The sequence below is a fragment of the Klenkia marina genome (genome assembly GCF_900101025.1).
Lineage (GTDB): Bacteria > Actinomycetota > Actinomycetes > Mycobacteriales > Geodermatophilaceae > Klenkia > Klenkia marina.
The window spans coordinates 69,590-81,457 of sequence record NZ_FMUH01000009.1 but is presented as its reverse complement, the minus strand read 5'-3'; the positions used below and the strand labels follow the sequence as shown (position 1 = coordinate 81,457).

Sequence of the window (11,868 nt, the reverse complement as noted above, 5' to 3'; positions counted from 1 at the left end):
TTGCCGTTCTTCGGGATCATCTCCGAGATCATCCCGGTGTTCGCCCGCAAGCCGTTGTTCGGCTACAAGGGAATGGTGTTCGCGATCATCGGGATCGGGGCGCTGTCGTTGACGGTGTGGGCGCACCACATGTACGCCACCGGCGCGGTGCTGCTGCCGTTCTTCAGCTTCCTGACCTACCTGATCGCGGTCCCGACCGGGATCAAGTTCTTCAACTGGATCGGCACGATGTGGCGCGGTCAGTTGACGTTCGAGGCCCCGATGTTGTTCGCGATGGGATTCCTCATCACCTTCCTGCTCGGTGGGCTGACCGGTGTGCTGCTGGCCTCCCCGCCCCTGGACTGGCAGCTCAACGACAGCTATTTCGTCGTCGCGCACTTCCACTACGTGGTGTTCGGCACCGTGGTGTTCGCCGCCTACGCCGGCATCTACTTCTGGTTCCCCAAGATGTGCGGCCGGATGATGGACGAGCGGCTGGGCAAGGTGCACTTCTGGCTGACCTTCATCGGGTTCCACATGACTTTCTTGGTGCAGCACTGGCTGGGCAACCAGGGCATGCCCCGCCGGTACGCCGACTACCTGCCCACCGACGGGTTCACCACCCTGAACACGATCTCCACGATCGGCTCGTTCATCCTGGGTGCCTCGATGCTCCCGTTCTTCTACAACGTGGTGAAGTCCTGGAAGTACGGCCAGCTGGCCCTGCGCGATGACCCGTGGGGCCACGGCAACTCCCTGGAGTGGGCCACGTCGTCCCCGCCGCCGCGGCACAACTTCACCGAGATCCCGCGCATCCGGTCCGAGCGGCCGGCGTTCGAGCTGCACTACCCGCACCTGAGGGACCGCCTGGACCGCGAGGCGCACGCCGGCGGGAAGCACGGCACCTACGCCAGCGAGGTGCTCGAGGGCACCGGCAAGCGCGCCGGGGCCAATGACCCCGACCCCACCTGAGCCGCGGGGAACCAACTCAGCGTCATTGGCGACAACCACGGTGGAAGACGCGCCCTTCGGCGGGCTTCCCACCCACGCGCAGTCACCGACCCAGGAGCCCTTCGTGTCCCCGCGTCCCACCACCCCGCCCCGCGCAAGCCGACGGCAGGGGGCCCTCCGCGCCATGGCCGGCGCTCGGCTGCGGCACCGCGTGCTCGTCATCGCCTCGGTGATGACCGCCGTCGTGCTAGGAGCCGGTCCGGCCCAGGCGCACAGCGACCTGGAGTCGGCGAACCCCGCGGTCGACAGCACAGTCACCGACGTGGCTGACGCCCTGGAGCTCACCTTCTCCGACGGAGTGCAGCCCGGGTTCGCCCAGATTGCCGTCTTGGACCCCACCGGCGCCGACGTGGTCACCGCCGACCCCACCGTCAGCGGTGACGTGGTCTCCCAACCCGTGGCGATGACCTCAGCAGGCGACTACGGGGTGTCCTACCGGATCGTGTCCGCCGACGGGCACACGATCCAGGGCACCTACGGCTTCACCTACACACCGGTCGAGCTGCCCAGCAGCAGCGCTGCGGCAACCTCAGACAGCGCGGCGCTCCCCGCGGAGTCCTCCCGGTCCGCGTCGATCAAGGGCGAGGGTGGGTCGGCAGTAGAGACCGCAGCTGCCCAGGACGACAGCGGAATCTCCGGCGGTCTGGTGGGCGGGATCCTCGCGCTGATCGCCGTCCTGGGAATCGGCGGGTACGCCCTCGTTCGCCGCCGCCGGGCGTGACACCGGCACCTGACGAGCCCACCTCCACCCGTCCCACGCCTGCGGGCTCCGCGCGCCTTGCGGCGAGCATCGGCGGCGGTCCTGCGCGAAAGGGATCTCCGACAGACCCAGGGCTCAGCGGGACGGTCCGGCGGGGGCTCGCGGAGCTGACCAGCCGCCCCGCGTTGCTGGTGGTGGTCACGGTGGCTGCAGCCCTGGGTGTCGGTGTCGCCGTAGCACTGCTGGCAACCTCCGGGTCCTTGGCCCCCGTCGCCCTGCCAGGTCTGCCGACCGCCTCTGCCGCGGTGACCGGGGCCATCCCCGCCGTCAAGGTCCTCAGCGACTTGGCCGCGGTGGCCACCGCGGGGTGCCTGCTCGCCGCCGCTTTGCTGGCCCCTGGCCATCAGCGGATGAGCGTGGCCGGCCACCGCTGGACGCGGCTGGCCGCGTGGCCGGGCGCGATCTGGAGCCTGAGCGCAGCCATCTTGGCTCCGCTGCAGCTGGCTGACTTCCTGGGCACCGACCTGCAGTCGGTCAGCGGCCGAGGGCTGTGGTCGTTCGTGACCACCATCCCGCAGGGCCAAGCCCAGGCCATGGTCGTGGTCTTGACCGCCGCGGTGGTCATCGGCGCCCGGCGGGTCCTGACCACCGGCGGCAGCCTGGCGCTTCTGCTGGTCGCGCTGTTGGCAAGCCTTCCACCGGTGTTCACCGGGCACGCGGCTGGATCGGGTAGCCACCAGGCCGCGGTGTCCGGCCTCGCTCTGCACATCGTCGGGGTCCTGGCGTGGGCAGGGGGGGTGCTTGCGCTGCTGCTCATCCGGCGAGTTCCTCCAGGGGTGCTGGCGGCCGCGTCCACCCGGTTCAGCACAGCGGCACCCGTCTTGGTCGGCCTGGTCGCCGTCAGCGGGATGCTCACTGCTTCCACCCGCATGTCGCACCTGTCCGACCTGATCGACACCGACTACGGCCGGCAGGTGCTGGCCAAGACCGCGGCGTTGATCCTGCTGGGAGTGATGGGCTGGGCGCACCGACGCCGAACCCTTCCTGCGCTGGCCGCGGGCAACCCGACGGCGTTCCGGCGACTGGCTGCAGGTGAAGTGCTTGCCTTCGCCACCACCATCGGCATCGCAGTCTCGCTGTCGCGCACCCCCACTCCTCGACCCACCGATCGGCCAGGGCAGGAGGAAGGCAGCACCTTCGACACCCTGGGCTTCGCCCTGCCCCCCGACCCCGTCGGCGGACGGTGGTGGACACAGTTGTGGGAGCCCTACCCCGACCCCCTGTTCCCCCTGCTGACCGCCGTCGGGGTGGCGGCCTACCTGTGGGCGGTGCGAGCACAGACCCACCGCGGTGGCCCCTGGCCGGCGCGGCGCACCGCCTGCCTGGTGGGCTGGGCGGCGGTGATGGTGCTGGCCACTACGAGCGGGCTGGCCCGCTACGCCCAGGTCTGGATGCCTGCGCACATGCTGCAGTACCTGCTGCTGGCCCTGCTCGGGTCGGCCCTGCTGGTCCTGGCCCGCCCAGGCAAGCTGCTCGCCCAGCAGTACTGCGCCCCCGCCGGCGCCAGGCCTGACTCCGGTCGCGACGACCGGGGCCCCGCCGAGTGGGTCCAGGCCTTCTCCAGCAGTCGGGTCACCCAGCTCCTGCGTCGTCCGGGCCCGGCCCTGGCGGTGTTCGCGGTCGTGGTCTACCTGGGCGCGACCGGACCGGTCCTGGAGCTGACGCTGCGGTCGCACGCTGCCCACGTGGTGTCCGTGCTCGCCACCTCGGCGGCGGGCGCCCTCCTTGTTCGGTCCTGGTTCGACAGCAAGCTCTCCCGCGCGATCCGGGTGCGTTGGATCCTCATCTGGGCGGCCCTCCACGCGGTGGCCTCCACTGCCTTGCTGCTGTGGCCCGATGTCCTTGCTCCCACCTGGTGGGCTGAGATCGATCCCACTTGGCGGGGGCCCGCACTCGATGATCAACGGACAGCTGCGGTCCTGGCCCTTCTCCTGGGAATCACCGCTGCCGTGCTGGCCATCGGGCGGGTGTGGCGCGCAGGGCCGCACAGGTCAGCGGAACCAGCCGGCCCCCGTCCCGAACCCGGGCGTCTGGAGGACGTCGACCCAACGATCGAGACCAAACCGTGACGTCTACTAAATGAACTAGTAGGTTGGCGGGGTCTGCCTGGGCCACGAACCCTGCCCGGGTCCCCACGCAGACCCGCCGAACCGCCGGCCCACCCGGGCCGGGGGACCGGGGACCCATGAGTTCCTGGGGTGAATCTGCGCTTGCAGTAGGGCTCCTTCCAGCCCGAACCCGTCAGCTAACTCGGTAGGCGGAAGGGAAGAACGGAGCCCGCCCCACTGTGGCGACCCTGCGCGAGAACCTCCTGCGACATCGCTCGACACCCCTCGGCTCCCGCGCCGGGGGCGCCGCCCATCTGCCAGCCACGGCACACCGCCTGAGCACCGCAGCGACCATCGGGGCGCTCGTCGCACTGACCGTCCTGGGACCCCCGGGCGCGGCGGCAGCGGCACCAGCCGATCCACCCGCCGCTGCACCTGAGGTCTCGTCGGCCGCGCCAGCTTCACCAGCTGGGGAAACCGCCCCGGAGCAGGCAGCGCGCCTGCAGGGTCTAGTCGATGCCGCCCAGGCCGAGCTGGACCAGGCGACCGTCGAAGCCGAGGCCACCGTCGAGCTCACCCGGCTGGCCACCGTAGAGCTGGACACGGCCGCCGCAGCTGCCGCCGATGCAGCAGCCGCTGCCCTGGCCGCCCAAGCCCAGACCGCTCAAGCCCAGACCGAGGTGGCTGCAGCCGGGCGCGCGGCCTTCATGGGCTCCGGGGACCTCACCCAGGCCGGACTGCTCCTGGACTCCGACGACCCCGACGACCTCCTGTCCCGAGCCACCACCCTGGCCGTCCTGGCCGACCACCGCGCCGAGGACCTCGACGTCCTCGAGCAGGTACAAGACCAGCAGGAGGTCGCCGACCTAGTCGCCCGCCAAGCCGTCCAACGACAGCAGGACGCCCTGGCCGCGGCACAGGCCGCCGACGTCCAAGCGGCCGCCCAGCTGGCGGCCGCCCAGGACAGCTATACCCAGGCAGCCGCCGAGCTGGACACCCTGCAGGAGCAACTTCAGGCTGCGCAGGTCAACGCCTTGGCCGAGCAGGGAATCGACGACCCCGAGGGGGTCGTGGCCGCCCAGCAAGCCACCCTCGAAGGATCCGGTGGCGATCTGGTCGCCGGCCGGGTGACCTCTTGCTACGGGGCCCGAGGGGGCGCCAACCACAACGGCATCGACATCGCCGCACCCATCGGCACACCCATCTACGCCCCTGAGGAAGGGATCGTCCTGGACGCCGGCCCAGCCAACGGGTTCGGTCTGGCCGTCTACATCCAGCACCCCGACGGCACCATCACCCTCTACGGGCACATCAACCAGTTCTTCGTCACCGCCGGTCAGGCAGTCCAGGCCGGTGAACTGATCGCCGAGGTCGGTAACAGAGGTCAGTCCACCGGTCCGCACCTGCACATCGAGACGCACGTCGGTGGCCTGTACGCCACCCGGACCAACCCAGCGCCCTGGCTCGCCCAGCGGGGCATCACCCTCGGTAGCCGGTGTGCGTGAGCAGGCGGCAACGCCGGGCCGCTTGCTGTGATCGACATCGTGCAGCCCCGCCGGGCCTCACTCCTTGGGGCCGTGACCTCAAGGACCCCACCACGCAGGTCGTTAGTACTAGGACAGGTAGTGGTTAATGGGGGAGTGGTTGAGCAGTGGGTGCCGCCGAACGAACACGATGGTCTGGATCGAAGACGGTTCGTCGAAGGTCCCTGTCGTGCCTGGTCGCAGGGGTGTTGGCGATGGCGTTGAGCTGGTCGACCACGCCGGTGATGGCGGCACCGACCAACCCCAGTGACGGGGAGATTTCCGCCGCGCAGCAGCAGCAGCAAGCCGTGGCCGCCGACGTCGGCCGGCTGGCCGCCAGCGTTGCCGACGCCCAGGCGCAGCTCGAGCAGGCCAACGCGGCCGCCGCGGCCGCCGCCGATGCCCAGCTCGTCGCCGAGGCCGACCTCGAGCGCGCCCAGGAGGCCGCCGAGGTCGCGGCCGGTGAACTGTCGGCGGCCACCACCGCCGCCCAGGCGGCCCGATCAGCGGTCGGGGACCTGGGGGCGCAGACCTTCATGCGGGGCAGCGACCTGGGCGGGGTGGCGGCACTGCTGTCGGCAGCTGGGCCCTCCGAAGTCCTCCAGCAGGCTGCGACGCTGCAGTACCTGGCCGCAGACCGGGTGACCGTGTTGACCCAGCTGGAAGCCGCACAACTGCGCCAGGCCAACGCCGCCTCGCTGGCCGACGCCGCAGTCAACGATCAAGTGGCCGCCCAGGCGGCCGCCGCGACCACGGCGGCGACAGCCGCGGACGTGGCGTCGCGAGCGCAGGCATCGACCGACAGCCTGCAGGTGGAACAGGCCCTGCTGCAGCAGCAACTGCAAGACGCCCAGGTCGCCCTCCTGGAGCTGCAAGGGCAGCGCGATGGATACGCCGCCTGGGCGGCCACGCAGCAAGCGCAACAGCGAGCAGCCTCCGCTGAGGCCAACGCGGCTGCTGCCGCCCTCGCCCAGCAGGCCGCCCAGGCGCAGAACACCAATCGGCCGGCCACGCCGGCGGGCGGCGGTGGGGCAACCAGCCGCCCCAGCGCACCCGCTGGAGGCCCCATCACCTCCGGTGGCGGGGTGGCACCCACCAGTGGCCGCTTCACCTCTTGCTATGAGATGCGGTGGGGCCAGATGCACAACGGCCTGGACATCGCTGCCTCGATCGGCACCCCGATCTACGCCCCGATCGCCGGTCGGGTCGTTCGGGCCGGCGCGGCCACCGGCTTCGGGCTGGCCGTCTATATCCAGCACGACGACGGTTCGGTCACCGTCTACGGCCACATCAACGACTACTTCGTCACCACCGGGGACCGAGTCACCGCCGGCCAGCTCATCGCCGAGGTCGGCAACCGAGGCCAGTCCACCGGCCCCCACCTGCACTTCGAGGTGCACAGCCAGGGCATGTACCAGGGCCGCACCAACCCCATGCCCTGGCTGCGCGCTCGAGGAATCGACATGGGCGGCCCCTGCAGCTGAACCCCGTCGGTCGCCACCTCAGCCCCAGGCAGGCCGACTGCGCCCGCCACCCCGGGCACCCGCTGGCGCGACGGGCCACACCATGACATGGTGACATGCGCAGCACTGCATATGAGTTGAGGGAGCCATGGGACACGACCACAGCCACGCACCAGCCCCCGGGGCTACGGTCTCGGCCGGCTACCGACGACGACTGATGCTGGTCCTGGCCATCACCGTCACAGTCCTGGTCATCCAGATCATCGGCGCACTGATCTCGGGCTCCCTGGCGCTGCTCGCCGACGCCGGACACATGGCCACCGACAGCCTCGGCGTCGTCCTCGCCCTGGTGGCCGTGACCCTGGCACAGCGAGCTGCCTCCACCCGCCGGACGTTCGGCTGGCAACGCGTCGAGGTCCTCGCCGCCCTGGGCAACAGCCTGCTGCTGCTCGGCATCGGCATCTACATCGTCGTGCAGGCCATCCAACGGATCGGGGACCCACCCGAGATCCGCTCGGGAGTCATGCTCGCCGCCGCCGTCCTCGGCCTGGTCGCCAACCTGGCCTCACTGGCCATCCTGCGAGCCGGCCAAGACAAGTCCCTGAACATGCGCGGCGCCTACCTCGAAGTCCTCGGTGACGCCCTGGGCTCCTTCGCCGTCATCGTCGCGGCAATCCTGATCATCACCACCGGATGGACCGGTGCCGACATCGTGGCCTCCCTCGTCGTCGGTGCACTCGTCCTCCCACGGGCCTGGTCACTGCTCCGCGACGCCCTCGACGTCCTGCTCGAGAACGCACCCCGAGACGTCGACATGACCCAGGTTCGCCAACACATCCTGAACACCCAAGATGTTCTCGACGTCCACGATCTCCACGCCTGGACGATCACCTCTGGATCAAAGGCACTGTCCGCCCACGTCGTCGTCGAGGAGGCAGCCCTGGCCGACGGCCACGGAGGGCGGGTGCTCGACAGTCTCGGCGAGTGCCTCGGGGAGCACTTCGACATGGAGCACTGCACCTTCCAGCTCGAATCTGCGACCCACCGCGCCCACGAGGCCCCGGTCCACGACTGAGGATCGAGCGGCCAGGGGTCGCAGCACCGTCGGCTGATCGAGTAGCCGGGTGTCAAGAACCCCGGTATTCGGTCCTACCGATTCGGGCTCAGAACTCGTTCCGAAACCGGGGGCGCCTGTTCAGCGGCAGCAGGCGTCGGCGCCTTCGGGTGTGAGGGCGGCGAGGGTGGCGAGGGTCTTGACGGGGCCGGCGAGGGCTTCGCAGCACAGGGCGTAGACGTTGCTGCGCCCGCGGGGAGTGACGGCGACCAGGCCTTCCTCGCGGAGGGGGGCGAGGTGGTGGCTGACGAGGGTCTGGCCCATGCCGCTGGCGTCGGTGAGCTCGCGGACGGTGGCCGGCCCTTCGGCGAGCAGCAGCACCAGGTGTAGTCGGTTGGGGTCGCCCAGGGCCTTGAGCTGGGGGGCGAGCAGGCGTGCGCGGTCGGCGGGTGAGGTGAGCTCGTCGACACCGAGCAGGCGCACGTCCAGGTCCTGGGTCACGCACCAAGTATGGCACCTGTTGTTGTCAACAGCATCCGCTGTTAGGTTGAGCCCATGAGTGCCCCCACCACCTCAGACCTCCCTGTCGTTGTGATCGGTGCCGGCCCGGTCGGTCTGGCTGCCGCAGCGCACTTGCTCGAGCGCGGCCTGGAGCCGTTGGTGCTGGAGGCGGGTGACCGGCCGGGGGCCGCGGTGGCGCAGTGGGGGCACGTGCGGTTGTTCTCTCCGTGGGAGTACGACGTCGATGCCGCCGGGGCCCGGCTGCTGGAGCGCACCGGTTGGGAGTCCCCGGCCGCCGATGAGCTGCCGACTGGCGCCGAGCTGGTCGCTGACTACCTGGCGCCGCTGGCGGCGACGCCGGAGCTGGCGCCGCGGATCCACACCGGGACCCGCGTGGTGGCGGTGACCCGGGTCGGGGTGGACAAGACCCGCGGCCTGGGCCGGGAGGGCCGGCCCTACCTGGTCCGCACCGTGCGCGAGGGGGCGGTGGTCGACCTGACCGCCCGGGCGGTCATCGACACCTCGGGGACCTGGGGTCAGCGCAACCCGCTGGGCGCCTCCGGCCTGCCGGCGGTGGGGGAGTCCGCGGCCGAGAGGTGGTTGGTCGGGCCGCTGCCCGACGTGCTGGGCCGGGACCGGGCACGCTTCGCCGGCCGGCACACCCTGGTCGTCGGGATGGGGCACTCGGCGGCGAACACACTGCTGGCCCTGACCCGCCTGCAGGGTGAGGAGCCCAGTACGGAGATCAGCTGGGCGATCCGGGGCCGGTCGCCGGCCCGCCTGTACGGCGGCGGGGACTCCGACGGCCTGCCCGCCCGCGGTCTGCTCGGCTCGGACCTCAAGGCGGCCGTGGCGACCGGCGCGATCACCCTGCACCGGGAGGTCACGATCACCGAACTGACCCCGGTCGCGGACCAGATCGTCGTGCGCGGCATCGGCCGGGACCAGGCGCCGCTGGAGCTGACCGTGGACGCGGTGGCTGCCGCGACCGGGTTCCGGCCGGACCTGGAGATGCTGCGGGAGGTGCGGCTGAACCTGGACCCGGGGGTGGAGTCCCCGTCGCGGTTGGCGCCGTTGATCGACCCGGACTTCCACTCCTGCGGCACGGTGCCCCCGCACGGATACCGCGAGCTGACCCACCCCGACGACGGGTTCTTCCTGGCCGGCATGAAGTCCTACGGCCGGGCCCCGACGTTCCTGCTGGCCACCGGCTACGAGCAGGTCCGCTCCATCGCCGCCGCGCTGGCCGGGGACACCACGGCCGCCGATGACGTGCAGCTGCACCTGCCCTCGACCGGGGTGTGCTCGACGGACCTGGGGGAGCGGGTGGACGCCGAGCTCGGCTTCCCCACCGGCACCGAGCACGGCCGCTCCGGCGACGAACTCGAGATCCAGGCGCCCGCAGCCTCGTGCTGCGGCACCGCGCCGGCGGAGCCGGAGACCGCGCAGGCGGGCGCCCGCAGCTGACCGCGGACGCACCAGCCGTCGGCGGCCATCGGGACGCGGTGTCCTGGTGGCCGTTGGCGGTGTTGTGCGTGACCGAGGTGGTCAGCTGGGGCGTCCTGTACTACGCCTTCCCGGTCGCACTGGCCTCGATCACCGCCGACACCGGCTGGTCGACCACCGCCACCACGGCGGCCTTCTCCGCCGGGCTGGTGGTGTCCGCCGTTGCCGGGGTGCCGGTCGGCCGCTGGCTGGACCGGATCGGGCCCCGGCCGGTGATGACCGCCGGGTCGGTTCTCGCCGTGGCCGCCACGGTCGGCATTGCCACCGCCCCCACCCTGCTGTGGTTCGCCGCGGCGTGGCTGGTCGCCGGTGTTGCGATGGCCGCGGTGTTCTACCAAGCCGCGTTCGCCGCGCTGACCCGCTGGTACGGGCCCGCCCGGGTGCGGGCGCTGACAGTGCTCACCCTGGCGGCGGGGCTGGCCAGCACCGTGTTCGCCCCGCTGACCAGCGTGCTGCTCGCGCACCTGGAGTGGCGGGAGACCTACCTGGTGCTCGCCGTCGTGCTGGCGGTGGTGACGATCCCGCTGCACGCCCTGGCCCTCACCCCGCCCTGGCACCCGGCCATCGACCAGCCCGGCGCCGAGCGGGTCGACGTGGCCGCGGTGGTCACCAGCCGCCCGTTCCTGCTCCTGGCGACCGCGCTGACGCTGACGGCGTTCGGTCTGTACGCGGCCAGCCTGACCCTCATCCCGCTGCTCACCGCCCGCGGCCTGAGCGCCGGGCTGGCCGCGGTCACCCTGGGCCTGCTCGGCGCCGGCCAACTGCTGGGTCGGGTCGGCTGGGCGCCGCTGACCGCCCGCACCACCCCGGCCACCCGCACGGTGCTGGTCGTGGCCGGCTCAGCTCTCGCCGTCGCCCTGCTGGCCATCGTCCCGGGGCCGGCGTGGCTGTTGGTGGTCCTGGCGGTGCTGGCCGGCGCGGTGCGCGGGGCGGGCACGTTGTTGCAGGCCACCGTGGTCGCCGACCGGTGGGGAACGGAGCGGTACGGGTCGTTGGCCGGGTGGTTCGCCGCCCCGATCACCGCGGCCTCCGCGCTGGCACCCTTCGGCGGGACGCTGATCGCCAGCTGGGTCGGTGGCTACCCCGCCGCGTTCGCTGTCCTGGCCGGTGTCATCGCCGCCGGCGGGATCGCCGCCTGGGCCGGCACACCCCGCCGGAGGACGATTGCTGCGTCGCTCAGCGGGGGAGTCGCCCGGCCAGGTCGGTGACGCGGGCGGCGATGTCGTCGCGGACCAGGCGCATCCGGTCCATGCCCTCGATACCCCGCGCCGACGGCTCGTCGGTCTCCCACGTCTCGAACACCGTGCCCGCCGCGCCGGCGACCAGGTCGTCGTCGATGCGGGCCTCGCCGCCCAGGGTGACCACGACGTCGGCGGCGGCCAGCAGGTCAACGGTGACCGGCTTCGGGGCGCCGCCGGAGATGTCGACGCCGACCTCTGCCAGGGACGCCACGGACTGCGCGTTGAGGTTGCTGCCCGGGTCGGTGCCGGCGGAGTCCACTGCCACCCCGGGGGCGGCGGCGCGCATCAGGCCGGCGGCCATCTGGGACTTGCCGCCGTTGCGGGCGCACACGAACAGAACTGCAGTCATGCCGGCGCCGTGGCGGCCGGCGTGACCCCGAGCTCGGCGAGCAGCCCCCGGATCCGGCCCTCGATGTCGTCGCGGATCGGCCGCACTGCCTCCACGCCCTGCCCGGCCGGGTCCTCCAGCTCCCAGTCCAGGTAGCGCTTGCCGGGGAACACCGGGCAGGCGTCGCCGCAGCCCATGGTGATGACGACGTCGGAGGCCTGCACCGCCTCGGTGGTCAGCACCTTCGGGGTGGCGGTGGAGATGTCGATGCCGACCTCGGCCATCGCCGCGACCGCGGCCGGGTTCACCTGGTCCCCGGGCAGCGACCCGGCGGAGCGGACCTCGACGGCGTCACCGGCCAGGTGGGTCAGCCAGCCGGCAGCCATCTGGGAGCGGCCGGCGTTGTGCACGCAGACAAACAGCACGCTGGGGATCTGGGACACGGGTCGGCCTC

General features: G+C 71.7%; 11 protein-coding genes and 1 riboswitch. Of the genes, 8 read left to right on the top strand and 3 right to left on the bottom strand.

The features are described from left to right. The 6 genes from BLP29_RS20160 to BLP29_RS20135 form a co-directional block, all read left to right on the top strand. Positions 1-951: cytochrome c oxidase subunit I (locus BLP29_RS20160; RefSeq protein ID WP_207798634.1), on the top strand; the 951-nt coding region annotated here is incomplete at its 5' end. A gap of 163 nt (positions 952-1,114) precedes the next feature. Beyond that, a complete protein-coding gene (locus BLP29_RS20155) occupies positions 1,115-1,711 on the top strand; it encodes a copper resistance CopC family protein (protein WP_165839468.1) in 597 nt (198 codons plus the stop codon). Between the two features lie 182 nt (positions 1,712-1,893). Next, positions 1,894-3,819, top strand: coding sequence for a cytochrome c oxidase assembly protein (locus BLP29_RS20150; protein ID WP_133379335.1), 1,926 nt, complete (start codon positions 1,894-1,896; stop codon positions 3,817-3,819). Positions 3,820-3,883: 64 nt separating this feature from the next. Then, a riboswitch (cyclic di-AMP (ydaO/yuaA leader) is annotated at positions 3,884-4,025 on the top strand. Between the two features lie 12 nt (positions 4,026-4,037). Beyond that, entirely contained in the window at positions 4,038-5,303 is a 1,266-nt protein-coding gene (locus BLP29_RS20145; RefSeq protein WP_243470136.1) for a M23 family metallopeptidase, read from the top strand. A gap of 233 nt (positions 5,304-5,536) precedes the next feature. After that, the gene (locus BLP29_RS20140) at positions 5,537-6,805 is read left to right on the top strand and encodes a peptidoglycan DD-metalloendopeptidase family protein (protein ID WP_092807979.1); all 1,269 of its coding nucleotides are present in this window, start codon (positions 5,537-5,539) and stop codon (positions 6,803-6,805) included. Between the two features lie 196 nt (positions 6,806-7,001). After that, complete coding sequence (locus BLP29_RS20135; RefSeq protein ID WP_243470135.1) at positions 7,002-7,859, top strand: cation diffusion facilitator family transporter; 858 nt, start codon at positions 7,002-7,004, stop codon at positions 7,857-7,859. A gap of 120 nt (positions 7,860-7,979) precedes the next feature. Here the strand turns inward: BLP29_RS20135 and BLP29_RS20130 are convergent, their stop codons facing one another. Then, positions 7,980-8,339: an ArsR/SmtB family transcription factor gene (locus BLP29_RS20130; protein ID WP_092807931.1), complete on the bottom strand. Its 360-nt coding sequence runs from the start codon at positions 8,337-8,339 to the stop codon at positions 7,980-7,982. 90 nt (positions 8,340-8,429) lie between these two features. On the opposite strand from BLP29_RS20130, the gene BLP29_RS20125 reads away from it, so the two are divergent. Further along, a complete protein-coding gene (locus BLP29_RS20125) occupies positions 8,430-9,806 on the top strand; it encodes an NAD(P)-binding protein (RefSeq protein ID WP_243470134.1) in 1,377 nt (458 codons plus the stop codon). A gap of 68 nt (positions 9,807-9,874) precedes the next feature. Further along, a complete protein-coding gene (locus BLP29_RS20120; protein ID WP_243470133.1) occupies positions 9,875-11,053 on the top strand; it encodes an MFS transporter in 1,179 nt (392 codons plus the stop codon). Here the strand turns inward: BLP29_RS20120 and BLP29_RS20115 are convergent. Continuing rightward, positions 11,022-11,435: an arsenate-mycothiol transferase ArsC gene (locus BLP29_RS20115; RefSeq protein WP_092807927.1), complete on the bottom strand. Its 414-nt coding sequence runs from the start codon at positions 11,433-11,435 to the stop codon at positions 11,022-11,024. The genes BLP29_RS20120 and BLP29_RS20115 overlap by 32 nt on opposite strands. Continuing rightward, a complete protein-coding gene (locus BLP29_RS20110; RefSeq protein WP_092807925.1) occupies positions 11,432-11,857 on the bottom strand; it encodes an arsenate reductase ArsC in 426 nt (141 codons plus the stop codon). The genes BLP29_RS20115 and BLP29_RS20110 overlap by 4 nt, the downstream gene beginning before the upstream one ends. Positions 11,858-11,868: the final 11 nt, after the last annotated feature.